The 15,048-nt window shown below is 39.1% G+C and carries 27 protein-coding genes; 26 read left to right on the plus strand and 1 reads right to left on the minus strand.

Translation table 11 applies throughout. The features are described 5' to 3' along the window. Positions 1-126: 126 nt before the first annotated feature. Positions 127-990, minus strand: a complete 864-nt coding sequence (locus tag G634_RS0105625; RefSeq protein WP_026504467.1) for a class I SAM-dependent methyltransferase — start codon at positions 988-990, stop codon at positions 127-129. A gap of 952 nt (positions 991-1,942) precedes the next feature. Here G634_RS0105625 and rpsJ point away from each other — a divergent pair. The 26 genes from rpsJ (at position 1,943) to rpmJ (ending at position 15,012) form a co-directional block, all read left to right on the plus strand. Then, positions 1,943-2,254 carry a 30S ribosomal protein S10 gene (gene rpsJ / locus G634_RS0105630; RefSeq protein WP_022754383.1) on the plus strand — a complete coding sequence of 104 codons (312 nt, stop codon included), beginning with the start codon at positions 1,943-1,945 and terminating at the stop codon, positions 2,252-2,254. Positions 2,255-2,401: 147 nt separating this feature from the next. Continuing rightward, positions 2,402-3,070 carry a 50S ribosomal protein L3 gene (rplC, locus tag G634_RS0105635; RefSeq protein WP_026504468.1) on the plus strand — a complete coding sequence of 223 codons (669 nt, stop codon included), beginning with the start codon at positions 2,402-2,404 and terminating at the stop codon, positions 3,068-3,070. A gap of 23 nt (positions 3,071-3,093) precedes the next feature. Continuing rightward, entirely contained in the window at positions 3,094-3,717 is a 624-nt protein-coding gene (rplD, locus tag G634_RS0105640) for a 50S ribosomal protein L4 (RefSeq protein WP_026504469.1), read from the plus strand. Beyond that, positions 3,717-4,007, plus strand: a complete 291-nt coding sequence (rplW, locus tag G634_RS0105645) for a 50S ribosomal protein L23 (RefSeq protein ID WP_026504470.1) — start codon at positions 3,717-3,719, stop codon at positions 4,005-4,007. Before rplD ends, rplW begins: the two co-directional genes overlap by 1 nt. A gap of 131 nt (positions 4,008-4,138) precedes the next feature. After that, a complete protein-coding gene (gene rplB, locus G634_RS0105650) occupies positions 4,139-4,981 on the plus strand; it encodes a 50S ribosomal protein L2 (protein ID WP_026504471.1) in 843 nt (280 codons plus the stop codon). A gap of 15 nt (positions 4,982-4,996) precedes the next feature. Then, entirely contained in the window at positions 4,997-5,278 is a 282-nt protein-coding gene (gene rpsS / locus G634_RS0105655) for a 30S ribosomal protein S19 (protein ID WP_026504472.1), read from the plus strand. Positions 5,279-5,302: 24 nt separating this feature from the next. After that, positions 5,303-5,698 (plus strand): 50S ribosomal protein L22, encoded by a 396-nt coding sequence (gene rplV / locus G634_RS18160; protein ID WP_035799094.1) that lies wholly within the window; start codon positions 5,303-5,305, stop codon positions 5,696-5,698. A gap of 19 nt (positions 5,699-5,717) precedes the next feature. Beyond that, positions 5,718-6,392, plus strand: a complete 675-nt coding sequence (gene rpsC, locus G634_RS0105665) for a 30S ribosomal protein S3 (RefSeq protein ID WP_026504474.1) — start codon at positions 5,718-5,720, stop codon at positions 6,390-6,392. Next, entirely contained in the window at positions 6,392-6,826 is a 435-nt protein-coding gene (gene rplP / locus G634_RS0105670) for a 50S ribosomal protein L16 (RefSeq protein WP_026504475.1), read from the plus strand. Before rpsC ends, rplP begins: the two co-directional genes overlap by 1 nt. Further along, on the plus strand, positions 6,819-7,034 hold the full coding sequence (gene rpmC / locus G634_RS0105675) for a 50S ribosomal protein L29 (RefSeq protein ID WP_026504476.1): 216 nt from the start codon (positions 6,819-6,821) through the stop codon (positions 7,032-7,034). The genes rplP and rpmC overlap by 8 nt, the downstream gene beginning before the upstream one ends. 29 nt (positions 7,035-7,063) lie before the next feature. Then, positions 7,064-7,318, plus strand: a complete 255-nt coding sequence (gene rpsQ, locus G634_RS0105680; RefSeq protein ID WP_026504477.1) for a 30S ribosomal protein S17 — start codon at positions 7,064-7,066, stop codon at positions 7,316-7,318. A gap of 36 nt (positions 7,319-7,354) precedes the next feature. Then, the gene (gene rplN / locus G634_RS0105685) at positions 7,355-7,723 is read left to right on the plus strand and encodes a 50S ribosomal protein L14 (protein WP_026504478.1); all 369 of its coding nucleotides are present in this window, start codon (positions 7,355-7,357) and stop codon (positions 7,721-7,723) included. 13 nt (positions 7,724-7,736) lie between these two features. Continuing rightward, positions 7,737-8,111 carry a 50S ribosomal protein L24 gene (rplX, locus tag G634_RS18165; protein ID WP_051233709.1) on the plus strand — a complete coding sequence of 125 codons (375 nt, stop codon included), beginning with the start codon at positions 7,737-7,739 and terminating at the stop codon, positions 8,109-8,111. A gap of 17 nt (positions 8,112-8,128) precedes the next feature. Further along, the gene (gene rplE / locus G634_RS0105695) at positions 8,129-8,668 is read left to right on the plus strand and encodes a 50S ribosomal protein L5 (RefSeq protein ID WP_026504479.1); all 540 of its coding nucleotides are present in this window, start codon (positions 8,129-8,131) and stop codon (positions 8,666-8,668) included. Between the two features lie 22 nt (positions 8,669-8,690). After that, positions 8,691-8,876 (plus strand): type Z 30S ribosomal protein S14, encoded by a 186-nt coding sequence (locus tag G634_RS0105700; protein ID WP_026504480.1) that lies wholly within the window; start codon positions 8,691-8,693, stop codon positions 8,874-8,876. Between the two features lie 91 nt (positions 8,877-8,967). Then, entirely contained in the window at positions 8,968-9,369 is a 402-nt protein-coding gene (gene rpsH, locus G634_RS0105705; protein ID WP_026504481.1) for a 30S ribosomal protein S8, read from the plus strand. 15 nt (positions 9,370-9,384) lie between these two features. Next, complete coding sequence (gene rplF / locus G634_RS0105710; RefSeq protein WP_026504482.1) at positions 9,385-9,924, plus strand: 50S ribosomal protein L6; 540 nt, start codon at positions 9,385-9,387, stop codon at positions 9,922-9,924. Between the two features lie 19 nt (positions 9,925-9,943). Then, positions 9,944-10,312 (plus strand): 50S ribosomal protein L18, encoded by a 369-nt coding sequence (gene rplR, locus G634_RS0105715; RefSeq protein ID WP_026504483.1) that lies wholly within the window; start codon positions 9,944-9,946, stop codon positions 10,310-10,312. An 18-nt stretch (positions 10,313-10,330) separates the two neighbouring features. Further along, positions 10,331-10,840: a 30S ribosomal protein S5 gene (gene rpsE / locus G634_RS0105720; RefSeq protein WP_026504484.1), complete on the plus strand. Its 510-nt coding sequence runs from the start codon at positions 10,331-10,333 to the stop codon at positions 10,838-10,840. Between the two features lie 31 nt (positions 10,841-10,871). Continuing rightward, entirely contained in the window at positions 10,872-11,063 is a 192-nt protein-coding gene (rpmD, locus tag G634_RS0105725) for a 50S ribosomal protein L30 (protein WP_026504485.1), read from the plus strand. 95 nt (positions 11,064-11,158) lie between these two features. Further along, complete coding sequence (gene rplO / locus G634_RS0105730) at positions 11,159-11,599, plus strand: 50S ribosomal protein L15 (RefSeq protein ID WP_026504486.1); 441 nt, start codon at positions 11,159-11,161, stop codon at positions 11,597-11,599. After that, positions 11,599-12,918, plus strand: a complete 1,320-nt coding sequence (secY, locus tag G634_RS0105735) for a preprotein translocase subunit SecY (protein ID WP_026504487.1) — start codon at positions 11,599-11,601, stop codon at positions 12,916-12,918. The genes rplO and secY overlap by 1 nt, the downstream gene beginning before the upstream one ends. Positions 12,919-13,051: 133 nt before the next feature. Beyond that, positions 13,052-13,693, plus strand: coding sequence for an adenylate kinase (locus tag G634_RS0105745; RefSeq protein ID WP_026504488.1), 642 nt, complete (start codon positions 13,052-13,054; stop codon positions 13,691-13,693). A 12-nt stretch (positions 13,694-13,705) separates the two neighbouring features. Then, the gene (map, locus tag G634_RS0105750) at positions 13,706-14,476 is read left to right on the plus strand and encodes a type I methionyl aminopeptidase (RefSeq protein WP_026504489.1); all 771 of its coding nucleotides are present in this window, start codon (positions 13,706-13,708) and stop codon (positions 14,474-14,476) included. 1 nt (position 14,477) lies between these two features. After that, positions 14,478-14,696, plus strand: a complete 219-nt coding sequence (gene infA, locus G634_RS0105755; RefSeq protein ID WP_026504490.1) for a translation initiation factor IF-1 — start codon at positions 14,478-14,480, stop codon at positions 14,694-14,696. 202 nt (positions 14,697-14,898) lie between these two features. Continuing rightward, positions 14,899-15,012, plus strand: a complete 114-nt coding sequence (gene rpmJ / locus G634_RS0105760; RefSeq protein ID WP_022754357.1) for a 50S ribosomal protein L36 — start codon at positions 14,899-14,901, stop codon at positions 15,010-15,012. Positions 15,013-15,048 lie beyond the last annotated feature (36 nt).

The raw sequence follows: 15,048 nt of genomic DNA on the forward strand, positions 1-15,048 counted from the left end.
AGTAATAAAAGCTTAATTAGATTTTATTATTGTGTTTCGTAATAGAAAAACTAGCGTTTTAAAGCCGAGAGGCATAAAACGCTAGTTTTTTGTATAAAAGAAAAATAAATTATAATTTAAAATCTATTAACAAGATGTCCATCTTCCGCTTGCTCCACATGGTAATACAAGACCGTTACTACTAATAGGAATTCCTATTTCTTGTGCCTCAACAACACCTTTATGAATTGGATTTAGAACAGTATTGAGCATGTAAGATAAAACTGCCGGCTGTAATCCCGTGGTATATGAATTAATAAGGAAAAATAAAGGATCATCAGATAACAATTTTGAGCACAATTCAACAAATGGGAAAATATTATCTTCAATCTTCCAAATTTCTCCTTTTGGACCTCGACCGTAAGAAGGAGGATCCATGATAATAGCATCATAATGATTGCCGCGCCTGATTTCGCGCTGAACAAATTTAATACAATCATCAACAAGCCATCGAATGGGCGCATCAGCCAAACCTGAGGAACATGCGTTTTCTTTTGCCCAAGTAACCATTCCTTTGCTGGCATCAACATGAGTAACACTTGCACCAGCAGCCGCAGCTGAAACAGTTGCTCCTCCTGTATATGCAAAAAGATTTAAAACTTTAATAGGTCTGTTGGATTTTTTGATTAATTCAGAAAACCAATCCCAGTTAGCTGCTTGCTCCGGAAAAAGACCAGTATGCTTAAAACTAAAAGGTTTAAGGTGAAATGTTAGTTCGTTATAATGAATTGTCCATTCTTGTGGAAGATTATTAAAATCCCATTCGCCGCCACCTTTGTTGCTTCTATAATAGTGACCATTTGGTTTTTTCCATCCAAAGTGATTTTTGGGTGTATTCCATATTACCTGAGGATCTGGACGAACAAGAAGGTAATCACCCCATCGTTCAAGTTTTTCACCATGTGAAGTGTCAATTACTTCATAATCTTTCCAATTGTTAGCTAACCACATAAATTACTCCATTCTAAAACATCAATATAAATATAATAGAAACGTATCAAAAACGTATAGCAAATAACTAAACAAAATATTTGTTGTAAAAATTATTTAGCCATTCAAATCGTACATCTTGTAGAAAGACATCTTCATTCTTTACAAGAGTACATGAATGCGCAAAAATCATTTTTGTAGCGTTTACTAATAAATTATTATTTGGTTAAACAATATATTTTAAAGCATAGCTTTGATTATACATTATTTATCGGAATGTTGAAAGGTGATAATATATTTTTTGCAAAATGAAGTTAGAAAAGAAATAAGGCAAGAAGAGAATAAAATAAGAAATGAAACAAAGTAAGAATTGAAATGGAGAAAGATATGAAATAGAGAAAGAAACAAGAAAGAAAATAAAGTAATAGGAAGTAAAAGCGAGATAATTTCAGTAGGTATAGAAAGGGGGATTCAGGCTGGATAGGTTAATTATATAATGTTAATAAATTATTTATACTATAAATATAGTATTTGAGACGAAAAAGTGTAGAATGTTTAAATGTAAGGCAATAAAACAAAAAATAATAATCAATAAACTTGATTATTATTATCTAATTTAGTAATTCAGAAACTTTTTTTGATAAACCACTTGCAAATAAACAAAAAAAGGAATAATATAGCAAATGCTGTGACATGATAGCGATGAAGCGTGAGGTTGCCACATAATCCAGTGATGTGGGTTTTCCGCGGAGCGAATGTCCTGAGGCTTAATTTTTAAGCCACACAATCATGACGACAAGTCACTGTACAAGCAAATGATGTCTGTTACAAATCCAAATGGATTGATGGACAGAAACGACGTGAAAGTGAAAATCTGGTTTATTTTGATGATGGACCAGGACACACACGGGAGAGTGTACAGTCACCGCTTGTCGTACTTATCAAAAAGTGCGAAAAGGAGGCGACTTTTTTTATGGCAAATCAGGTAATGAGAATCACACTTAAGGCATATGATCATCAGTTGGTTGATGCATCTGCTAAGAAGATTATCGAAACAGTCAAGAAGAACGGATCTCAGGTTAGTGGACCTGTACCGCTTCCAACAAAGAAGGAAGTTGTTACAATTCTTAGAGCCGTACATAAGTACAAGGATTCTAGAGAACAGTTCGAACAGAGAACACATAAGAGATTGATCGATATCATCACCCCTACACCTAAGACAGTCGATGCATTGCAGAGACTTGAAATGCCTGCAGGTGTTTACATTAACATTAAGATGAAATAATCATCACGAAACATTAAATTCACCTCTACTAGTATGATGCAAGGCGCATGATGCCGCGACACTGGAAATTATCATCATTATGGATAATGAAACGACATTGCGATCGTAACACGCATCCGCTGTAGATGAATAAAGGAGGTAATTTTCATGAAGAAGGCTATTTTAGCTACTAAAGTCGGAATGACACAGATCTTCAAGGAAGACGGTTCCCTTGTTCCGGTAACTGTACTTCAGGCAGGACCTTGTGTTGTAACACAGGTTAAGACTGTTGAAAACGATGGCTACGAAGCTGTTCAGGTTGGCTTTGTAGATGCAAAGGAAAAGGTTTACATGGATGGCAGACTTAGACACACACATGGTGTTAATAAGCCTGAGGCTGGTCATTTCAAAAAGGCTGGCGTTACATCTAAGAAGTATGTAAGAGAGCTTAAGCTTGAGAACGCTACAGAGTATCAGCTTGGTGCTGAAATCAAAGCAGATATCTTTGAGAACGGCGATAGAATCGATGCTACAGCAATCACAAAGGGTAAAGGATTCCAGGGCGCTATTCGTAAGAATGGTCAGCATAGAGGACCTATGGCTCACGGTTCCAAGTTCCATCGTCATCAGGGTTCTAACGGTTCAAGTTCTGATCCTAGCCGTGTATTCAAGGGCAAAGGGATGCCTGGTCACATGGGTAGCGTAAGAGTTACAATTCAGAATCTTGAGATTGTTAAGGTAGACGCTGAGAAGAATCTTATTCTTGTTAAGGGCGCTATCCCAGGACCTAAGAAGGGCCTTGTTACAATCAAAGAGACAACGATCGTTGAGGCATAACGAAGGAAAGGAGGAACATTCAGATGGCTAATGTATCTGTTTTAAATATGGAAGGCAAAGAAGTTGGCACAATCGAATTAAGCGATGCTGTATTCGGTGTTGATGTTAACGAGAATCTGGTTCACCTTGCAGTTGTTCAGCATTTAGCTAACAAGCGTCAGGGAACACAGAAGGCAAAGACACGTTCCGAAGTTTCTGGAGGCGGTAGAAAGCCTTGGAGACAGAAAGGAACAGGTCATGCAAGACAGGGTTCAACAAGATCTCCTCAGTGGACAGGTGGTGGTGTTGTATTTGCACCAGCTCCAAGAGATTATTCCTTCAAGATGAACAAGAAGGAGAAGCTTGCAGCTCTTAAGTCTGCTCTCACAGACAAGGTTCAGAATGGTAACCTTATCGTTGTTGATGAACTTAAGCTTGATGAGGTTAAGACAAAGAAGTTTGCAGAGGTTATGACTAACCTTAACGCAACACGCAAAGCTTTAGTTGTAATTCTTGATAATGATCAGAACGTAGTTCTTTCCGCAAGAAATTATGCAGAGGCTATGACAACTCAGGCAAATCTGTTGAATGTTTATGATATTGTTAATGCAAGAACACTCGTTCTTACAAAAGACGCAGTGAACAAGATTGAGGAGGTATATGCATAATGGCAGCACTTGAATATTATGATATTATCCTTAAGCCAGTTGTAACTGAGAAATCCATGAACATTATGGAAGGAAAGAAATACACATTTCTCGTAAATCCTGAAGCAAACAAGATTCAGATTAAAGAAGCTGTTGAGAAAATGTTCGAAGGCACAAAAGTTGCTAAGGTTAATACACTCAATGCTAAGGGAACAAAGAGAAGAAGAGGTATGACAGTAGGTTACACAGCTAAGACTAAAAAGGCTATTGTTACTCTTACAGCAGACAGCAAGGATATCGAGCTGTTCTAAGGGCTTAATTTGAAAATAACTATGCGTACAGGCTCTTCTAAGTCCTAGAGCCGAGGGAAAAATCCCTAGTATGCGATAAAGCTTATGAAGAGTCACAAGTGATTCTTCATAAATAAAGGAGAAAAATAATCATGGGAATTAAGAAGTATGGTCCTTATACCCCATCCAGAAGAAATATGACTGGTTCTGATTTCGCTGAAATCACTAAGAAGACTCCAGAAAAGAGCCTCTTGGTTTCTAAGAACAGCATTGCTGGACGTAATAATCAGGGTAAGATTACAGTTAGACACAGAGGATGTGGAAATAGAAGAAAGTACAGAGTTATCGATTTCAAGAGATACAAAGATGATGTACCTGCAAAGGTTATCGGTATCGAGTACGATCCTAACCGTACAGCTAACATCGCTCTTATTTGCTATCAGGATGGTCAGAAAGCTTATATCCTTGCTCCTGCAGGATTAACAGATGGAATGACTGTTATGAACGGTGTAAATGCTGAAATCCGTGTTGGTAACTGCTTACCATTATCTGCTATTCCAGTAGGTACTCAGGTTCACAATATCGAGCTTTATCCTGGAAAGGGTGGTCAGCTTGTTCGTTCAGCTGGTAACTCTGCTCAGTTGATGGCTAAGGGTGAGAAGTATGCAACTCTTCGTCTTCCTTCAGGTGAAATGAGAATGGTTCCTATTGAGTGCCGTGCTACTATCGGAACAATCGGAAATATTGAGCATAACCTCATTAATTATGGTAAGGCTGGACGTGTTCGTCATATGGGTATCCGTCCAACAGTTCGTGGTTCTGTTATGAACCCTAATGATCACCCACATGGTGGTGGAGAAGGTAAGGCACCTGTTGGTCGTCCTGGTCCTTGCACACCTTGGGGCAAGCCTGCTCTTGGATATAAGACTCGTAAGTCTAAGAAGGCTTCTAACAAGTTGATCATCAGAAGAAGAAATGGTAAGGCTATCAAATAATTAAGGAGGAACATAATGTCCAGATCATTAAAAAAGGGACCATTTGCTGATGCAAGTCTCTTAAAGAAAATAGATGCTATGAACGCAAACAATGACAAGCAGATCATCAAGACCTGGTCTCGTCGTTCCACGATTTTCCCGTCTTTCGTAGGACATACAATCGCTGTACACGATGGTAGAAAGCATATTCCGGTATATGTTACTGAGGATATGGTAGGTCATAAGCTTGGTGAGTTCGTTCAGACAAGAACTTTCCGTGGCCATGCAGGCAATGAGAAGTCAACTGGAGCTAGATAATAGCTGATCGAAAGGAGGTTCGTCATGGCAGAAGAAAAGAAAAAGTCCAGATCTCAATATAAAGTTGAGAGAAATAAAACAAATAGAGAAACCAGACCGCATGCTAAGCTGACTAACGCTAGAATCCCGGTTCAGAAGGGTTGCTTCGTTATGGATGCTATCCGTGGTAAAGATGTAACAACAGCTCTTGCTATCTTACAGTTCAATCCAAGATATGCTTCCAGCGTTATCTATAAGCTTCTTGCATCCGCTATTGCAAATGCAGAATTCAAGGGAATGAATCGCGAGAATCTGTATATCGCAGAGTGCTATGCAAACAATGGCCCTATTATGAAGAGAATTCAGCCTCGTGCACAGGGCAGAGCTTACAGAATCAACAAGAGAATGAGCAATCTTAGCATCATTCTTGGTGAGAGATAAGAAAGGAGACTGAAATCAAATGGGACAGAAAGTTAATCCGCATGGCATGAGAGTAGGCGTTATCGCTGACTGGAATTCCAGATGGTACGCTGAAAGTGGTGCATTTGCTGATAATCTTGTTGAAGATCATAAGATTAGAGAGTTTCTTAAAAAGAAACTTTATGCAGCTGGTGTTTCCAAGATCGAGATTGAAAGAGCATCTGATCGTGTTAAGGTTATCGTTTTCACAGCTAAGCCTGGTGTTGTAATAGGTAAGGGCGGCGCTGAGATCGAAGCTACAAAGAAAGAGCTTCAGAAGATAACAGATAAAAAGGTTATGATCGATATTAAAGAGATCAAGAGACCTGATAAGGATGCACAGCTTGTTGCTGAGAACATTGCACAGCAGCTTGAGAACCGTGTATCTTTCAGAAGAGCAATGAAGTCTTGTATGAGCAGATCAATGAAGAGCGGCGCGCTTGGTATTAAGGCATGCTGCGGCGGTCGTCTTGGTGGTGCTGATATCGCTCGTAAGGAGTTCTACAGCGAGGGTACAATCCCGCTTCAGACACTTAGAGCAGACATTGATTATGGATTTGCGGAAGCTAATACAACCTATGGTAAGGTTGGTGTTAAGGTTTGGATTTATAAGGGAGAAGTTCTTCCTAACAAAGCAAACTCTGTTGACGCAGTCAAGGAAGGGAGCGATAAATAATGTTAATGCCAAAGAGAGTGAAACATCGTAAACAGTTCCGTGGTTCTATGGCTCACAAGCTTAACCGCGGCACAACAATTAGTTACGGTGAGTTCGGAATTGTTGCTCTTGATCCTTGCTGGATCAAGTCAAACCAGATTGAAGCAGCCCGTGTTGCTATGACACGTTTCACAAAGCGTGGTGGTCAGGTTTGGATTAAAATTTTCCCTGATAAGCCGGTTACAATTAAGCCTCTCGGAACTCGAATGGGTTCTGGTAAAGGTGCTGTAGACGGTTGGGTTGCAGTTGTTAAGCCAGGTCGCGTAATGTTCGAGATCGGTGGAGTTGCCGAGGCAGATGCTAGGGAGGCTCTTCGTCTTGCTATGCACAAACTTCCGTGCCGTTGCAAGATTGTTTCCAAGGCAGATTTGGAAGGCGGTGTATCTAATGAGTAATGTAAGAAACGCATATGTACAGGAGCTTAAGAATAAGGACACAAAGGCTCTGCAGGAAGAGCTTGTTGCTGCCAAGAAAGAGCTTTTCAATCTGAGATTCCAGAAAGCTACCAATCAGCTGGATAATACTGCAAGAATCACTACAGTTAGAAAGAATATTGCAAGAATCCAGACATTCATAACAGAGAAGTCCAAGGCAGCTGAATAATTCCGGTATCCGGGAAAGGAGAAACAATCGTGGAAAGAAATCTTAGAAAAACACGTGTTGGTAAAGTAACAAGCGATAAGATGGATAAAACCATCACTGTTTCCATTGAAGACCATGTAAAACATCCGCTTTATAAGAAAATCGTAAAGAGAACTTATAAGCTTAAGGCACATGATGAAAACAACGAGTGCCATATCGGTGATACCGTTAAGGTTATGGAGACAAGACCGCTCTCTAAAGATAAGAGATGGAGACTTGTTTCAATCATTGAGCGCGCAAAGTAATTTTGAAAGCTCACGTTTATTAGAAGGAGAATTAGCATGATTCAACAGGAAAGCAGACTTAAGGTCGCTGATAATACTGGTGCTAAAGAGCTTTTATGCATTCGTGTTATGGGTGGATCTACAAGAAGATATGCAAGAATCGGCGACATAATAGTTGCGTCCGTTAAAGAAGCAACACCCGGTGGTGTTGTAAAGAAGGGTGACGTTGTTAAGGCTGTTGTCGTTCGTACTGTAAAGGAAACACGCCGTAAAGACGGTTCCTATATAAAGTTTGACGAGAATGCTGCAGTTGTTATCAACGACGAAGGCAACCCAAAGGGAACTCGTATTTTTGGACCGGTTGCAAGAGAACTTCGTGAGAAGAAATTCATGAAGATTTTGTCACTTGCTCCGGAAGTATTATAAGGAGGAACCAATAATGGCTACAAGAATTAAAACAGGTGATACAGTTAGAGTAATTGCTGGTTCCTATAATTACAAAGGTAAAGAAGGAAAGGTTCTTTCAGTTGATGAGAAGAATCATCGTGTAGTTGTTGAAGGTATCAACAAGGTTAAGAAGCACGAGAAGCCTTCTATGCAGAACCAGAACGGCGGAATCGTTGAAGTTGAAGCTCCAATCGATATCTCAAATGTAATGCTTGTCGTTGATGGTAAGACAACTCGAGTTGGTTATAAGTTCGAAGAAGGTGCTGATGGTAAGCTTGTAAAGAAGCGTTATGCTAAAGCTACTGGTAAAATCCTTGACGAAGTTAAGACTAGAAACAAGGGTAAACTCGACAAGCAGGATAAATAAGGAAAGGAGGTATCATTGTGAGCAGATATAAAGATTTATATAAAAACGAGATCGTGGATGCCATGACAAAGAAGTTCGGTTATAAGAACGTTATGGAAGTACCGAAGCTCGATAAGATTGTTGTTAATATGGCAGTCGGTGAGGCTAAGGAGAACGCAAAGGTTCTTGAGAATGCTGCTGGTGATATGGAAATTATCACTGGTCAGAAGCCTGTATTGACAAAGGCTAAGAAGTCAATCGCTAACTTCAAAATCAGAGAGGGCCAGGCAATTGGTTGCAAGGTTACTCTTCGTGGTGAGAAGATGTATGACTTCTTGGATCGTCTTGTAAACTTGGCATTGCCTCGTGTACGTGACTTCCGTGGTATTAATCCTAACTCTTTTGATGGCAGAGGTAACTATGCTCTTGGTCTTCGTGAGCAGCTGATCTTCCCTGAAATCGAGTATGATAAAGTTGATAAGACCAGAGGTATGGATATAGTTTTCACAACTACAGCTAAGACAGACGAGGAAGCAAGAGAGCTTCTTAGACTGTTCAACATGCCTTTTGCAAAGTAATTATTAGGAGGAAAGATTAAACATGGCTAAATTATCCATGAAGAGAAAGCAGCAGATGAAACCGAAGTTCTCTACAAGAGCTTATACTCGTTGTAAAATCTGCGGTCGTCCTCATTCAGTTCTTAGAAAGTACGGAATCTGCAGAATTTGCTTCCGTGAACTTGCTTACAAGGGCGAGATTCCTGGCGTAAGAAAAGCTAGCTGGTAATTTAAAAATCGTTGCGGCTTCGTGTCTCTGCCCCTTTCGGTGGGCAGTAAGGCGAAGCAATAATAAATAATAATTAAGGAGAGTATTTAAAATGGCAATGAATGATCCTATCGCAGATATGCTTACAAGAATTCGTAACGCTAACGCTGCAAAACATGACACTGTTGATGTTCCATCTTCTAAGATGAAGCTCGCTATCGCTAACATTCTTCTTGAAGAAGGTTATATCAAGAAGCTTGACGTTGTTGATAATAAAGGATTCAAAGATCTTCACATTACTTTAAAGTATGGTGCTGATCGTAATGATAAAGTTATCACTGGTATCAAGAGAATCTCTAAGCCTGGTCTTCGTGTTTACGCTGGTAAGGAAGATCTTCCTCGCGTACTTGGCGGTCTTGGAATAGCTATTATTTCAACAAACCACGGTGTTGTAACTGATAAAAAGGCAAGAGAGCTGCAGGTAGGTGGCGAAGTTCTTGCATTTGTATGGTAAATTGGAGGTACGGGCATGTCACGAATCGGAAAAATGCCAATCGCAATTCCTGATGGAGTAACTATCAGTGTTGCAGAAAATAACAAGGTGACTGTAAAAGGTCCTAAGGGAGAACTTTCAAGAGAGCTTCCTAAGGAAATGACAATTGAGCAGAAGGATGGCGAAGTTGTTATTTCAAGACCTAATGATGATAAGAAGACAAGAGCTCTTCATGGTCTCACTAGAGCACTTCTTCATAACATGGTTGTAGGTGTACACGAAGGTTTCGAGAAGAAGCTTGAAGTTAACGGTGTAGGTTATAGAGCTGCTAAGAAGGGTAAAACACTCACACTTTCTCTTGGATATTCTCACCCGGTTGAGCTTGAGGATCCTGAAGGTCTTGAATCTGTTGTTGAAGGACAGATCATTACTGTTAAGGGTATTGACAAGGAAAAGGTTGGCCAGTACGCTGCTGTCATCAGAGAGAAGAGAAAGCCTGAACCATATAAGGGTAAGGGTATTAAGTATGTTGATGAAGTCATCAAGCGTAAGGTTGGTAAGACCGGTAAGAAGTAATAGATAAGGAGAGTGTAAAATGGTTAGTAAAGAATCCAGACAGGAAATTCGTGTTAAGAAGCACCTGAAGGAACGTAAGCGCTATAGTGGCACTGCTGAGAGACCTAGAATGGCAGTGTTCAGAAGCAACAAGAATATCTATGTTCAGGTTATTGATGACGTAGCACAGACAACTCTTGTTTCTGCTTCTACTCTTGAAAAGGATATCAAAGCTGAGCTTAAGCACACAGATGATGTAGAAGCTGCTGCATATGTTGGAGATGTAATTGCAAAGAGAGCCCTTGAAAAGGGAATCAAGACTGTTGTATTTGACAGAGCTGGTTACATCTACCAGGGTAAGGTTGCGGCTCTTGCCGATGCTGCCAGAAAAGCTGGCTTGGAATTCTAAGAGAGGAGAAGAAATTAAATGAAACATACAATCGTTGATGCAAGTCAGCTTGAGTTAACAGATAAAGTCGTTACCATCAAACGTGTTACCAAGGTTGTTAAGGGCGGACGTAACATGAAATTTGCAGCTCTTGTAGTTGTTGGTGATGGTAATGGTCATGTTGGTGCTGGTCTTGGTAAAGCTACAGAAATCCCAGATGCAATTCGTAAGGGTAAAGATGCAGCAATTAAGAACATGATTACTGTTGCTCTTGATGAAAACAATAGTGTTACACATGACTTCGTTGGTAAGTTTGGTAGTGCTTCTGTTCTTTTGAAGAAGAGCCCAGAAGGTACTGGTATTATCGCAGGTGGTCCAGCTCGTTCTGTTTGCGAACTTGCAGGTATCAAGAACATCCGTACAAAGTCTATGGGTTCCAATAACAAGCAGAATGTTGTATTTGCAACCCTGAGCGGACTTAGTCAGCTCAAGACACCTGAGGAAGTTGCTAAGATGCGCGGTAAATCAGTAGAAGATTTAAAGGCTTAAGTTACAGCAACTTATTGAAAGGAGTAAATCAATGGCAACAAATGAAAAGAAACTCAAGATCACATTGGTTAAGTCCACAATCGGTGCTGTACCTAAGCAGGTAGCTACCGTAAAATCAATGGGATTTAAGAAGCTTAACAGTGTTGTTGTTCTTCCGGATAACTCTGCAACAAGAGGACAGATCCAGCAGATCAGACACCTTGTTAAGGTTGAAGAAGTTTAATTTAAAAGCATAATTGCGAGCGAGCCGTGTCCACCTTACGCTGCGAGACACGGCTTGCGTTATAGTGATTTCGCAGCGGGAAATGAGGATGTAAAATGGAATTATCCAATTTAAGACCAGCAGAAGGTTCTGTACACAGCGATAACTTTAGAAGAGGTCGTGGTCACGCTTCAGGAAACGGAAAGACTGCAGGTAAGGGTCACAAGGGTCAGAAGGCTCGTTCTGGAGCACCAAGACCAGGATTCGAAGGTGGTCAGATGCCATTGTTCAGAAGACTTCCTAAGAGAGGTTTCCAGAACATCAATTCTAAGCACATCGTAGCAATCAACTTGGATAGATTGGAAGTATTTGAAGACGGAGCTGAAGTTACTGTTGACGCACTTAAGAATCAGGGTATCATCAAGAAAGAGTATGATGGTGTTAAGATTCTTGGAAGTGGTGAGCTGACTAAGAAGCTTACGGTTAAAGTAAATGCATATTCTGCATCTGCAAAAGAAAAAATCGAGGCACTTGGTGGAACTGCTGAGGTGATCTAATGTTCACAACCTTAAAGAATGCATTCAAAATCAAAGATATTAGAAATAAGATTTTCTTTACTTTTTTGATGCTTGCTATTGTCAGACTTGGAACTGCAATTTCAGCTCCAGGAATTAAATCAGATGTATTTACTAACTGGTACAATGGCATGACATCTAATAAGGCTCTTGGTTTTATGGATCGTTTTACAGGTGGTTCATTTGAAAAAATGTCTATTTTGGCATTAAATATAACCCCCTATATCACATCCTCTATTATCATTCAGCTGCTGACGATTGCAATTCCTAAATTGGAGGAGTTGCAGCATGATGGAGAAGAAGGACGTAAAAAGCTTACTGCCTATACTCGTCGTGTTACTATTGCTCTTGCTCTTATAGAATCAATAGCAATGTCTGTTGGATTCTATCGAAATGGCAATATGATTAAGTCTCAAAATATGATTTATTGTGTAGAGATAGTATTAGCTCTTACAGCTGGTAGTGCATTCCTTATGTGGATTGGTGAAAGAATCACAGATTATGGTGTAGGCAATGGTATATCCATTGTCTTGACAATTAATATTGTGTCTAGAATGCCGCAAGATTTAGGAGCACTCTATACAAAGTTTTTGAGCAATCATTCAATTGTTCAGAAAGTTGTATATGGACTAATTATTTTTGCGATTATTGTAGCAATGGTAGTTGTTGTAGTAATCTTAAATGATGCTGAAAGAAGAATTCCTGTTCAATATGCAAAGAAACTTCAAGGGCGTAAAATGGTTGGAGCAGGCGGAGCTGAAATTCCTCTTAAGGTTAATACAGCTGGTGTTATGCCAATTATTTTTGCTATGTCACTTTTTCAGTTCCCACTTATTGTATCTCAATTAGTTGGATATAACGGAACTGGTGTTTGGGGCGAAGTACTTAAGTATTTGAACGAAGGAAACTGGTTTGACAAGACTGCTCCAAAGTATTCTATCGGTCTTGTTGTTTACCTTTTGTTGATGATCTTTTTTGCTTATTTTTATACATCGATTACTTTTAATCCGTTGGAAGTTGCTGATAACCTGAAAAAGCAGGGTGGCTTTATTCCTGGAATTCGTCCTGGAAAACCAACAAGTGATTATTTGAATACTGTATTAAACTACATTATTTTTATCGGTGTATGTGGCCTTATGATTGTCGCAATTCTTCCGATTATGTTTAGTGGTCTGTTTGGAGCGAATATTTCATTTGGTGGTACATCAATGATAATTGTAGTAAGTGTTATACTTGAGACAATTAAACAGATTGAATCACAGATGCTTGTTCGTAACTATAAGGGCTTTTTAGACGATTAAAAATGACAGAGGCCGGAAAACATGGAATTGCCATGCTCGGTCTCTGCCTTTTTCTATTATTGACTGTAGTGGGTATTTTCGGTTTAAATTTAGGTTTTGTTAAATCTTATTTAAGAAGAAAAGGAGCAAAAGGATGAAAATAATTATGCTGGGTGCACCTGGTGCTGGAAAAGGCACACAGGCTCAAATGATCTGTGATAAGTACAGTATTCCACACATTTCTACAGGAGATCTTTTCCGTTCAAATATTAAGAACGGTACTGAATTAGGAAAAAAAGCTAAAGAGTACATGGATAAAGGACAGTTAGTACCAGATGAATTAACAGTTCAGCTTTTGCTTGATAGAGTAGCAAATGATGATTGCAAAAATGGTTATGTGCTTGACGGATTTCCACGTACTATTCCACAGGCAGAAGTTCTTGATAAAGAACTAAGCGGTCTTGGAGATAAAGTAGATTTTGCAATTAACGTAGATGTCCCAGATGAAAATATTGTTCGAAGAATGTCTGGTCGTCGTACTTGCCCTAAGTGTGGTGCAAGCTATCATATTGAGCATATTCCTCCGAAAAAAGAAGGTGTATGTGATAGATGTGGTGCAGAGCTTATTCAAAGAGATGATGATAAGCCAGAGACCGTTCAGAATCGTTTAAGTGTTTATCATGAACAGACTCAGCCATTAATTAATTTTTATGATGAAAAAGCTATTCTTAAAACAGTTGATGGCACTAAAGATTTGAATGATGTTTTTGCTGACATTGTGGCTATTTTAGGATAATGGAGTTTTATCATGTCGGTTGTTATTAAGACAAAGGATGAGATTGCTCTTATGAGAGAATCTGGTCATATTCTTGCTAAAGTTCATCAAGAATTGCATGAGGCTCTTCATCCGGGAATGTCAACTTTAGAAATAGACCAGTTAGGTGAAAAATTAATTCGACAGATGGGTGGTGTACCTAATTGTAAGAATTATGAAGGGTTTCCAGGATCAATTTGCATTTCAATAAATGATGAAGTTGTACATGGCATACCAAAATCTGACAGATATGTAGAAGAGGGTGATATAGTTACCTTTGATACAGGTCTTATATATAAGGGATGGCATTCTGATGCTGCTCGAACATGGGGAGTTGGAAAAATATCAGATGATGCCAAACAATTAATTGATGTAACAAAGCATAGTTTTTTCGTTGGTATAAAAAAGGCAGTAGCAGGCAATAGATTATTTGAGATTTCTAAATCCATTGATAAATATGTTACTTCTTATGGTTATGGAATTGTTCATGAATTATCAGGGCATGGAATCGGAAGAGAACTTCATGAAGATCCGATTGTTCCTAATTATAGGCAGTTGAGAAGAGGAATTCTTTTAAAAGAAGGAATGACTATTTGCGTTGAGCCTATGATAACAATGGGACAACGATATGTCGATTGGCTTGATGATGAGTGGACTGTAGTTACTGCGGATCATAGCCTTTCAGCTCACTATGAAAATACAATAGCTATTACTGATGGAGAACCAGAAATATTAACCATGCTTGATGATGAACAAGGAGAATAAAATGTCGAAAGCAGATGTTATTGAAATCGAAGGAAAAGTAATTGAAAAGCTTCCTAACACAATGTTTCGTGTTGAGCTTGAAAACGGTCACATCGTTCTCGCTCATATAAGTGGTAAGCTTAGACAGAACTTTATCCGTATTCTTCCTGGAGATAAAGTTACAATGGAGCTTTCTCCATATGATCTTAGTAAAGGAAGAATTATTTGGAGAGATAAGTAATTACAAAACAGTTTATTTTCGAAAAAATTGTATAAATCGTAGAAAAAAATTGTCGAAAATTTACAAAAAGTTATTGCAATAAAAAAAACAATGATGTATACTTTAAAACGGTCTTTTGTGTAGAGACCTATATTTGTGTCCTCAAGGCACAAAATTGAGGTATTTCATTATATATGCGTTTAATCGCAAGAAAGGAGTCAGGATGAAAGTCAGATCTTCTGTTAAGCCAATGTGCGAAAAGTGCAAGGTTATTAAGAGAAAGGGTGTTATCAGAGTTATCTGTGAGAACCCTAAGCACAAGCAGAGACAGGGTTGATTCGATTCGTCTGGACTTAGAAGTCTGTTCGATTAA

Source organism: Butyrivibrio sp. NC3005, assembly GCF_000424545.1.
Classification (GTDB): domain Bacteria; phylum Bacillota; class Clostridia; order Lachnospirales; family Lachnospiraceae; genus Butyrivibrio.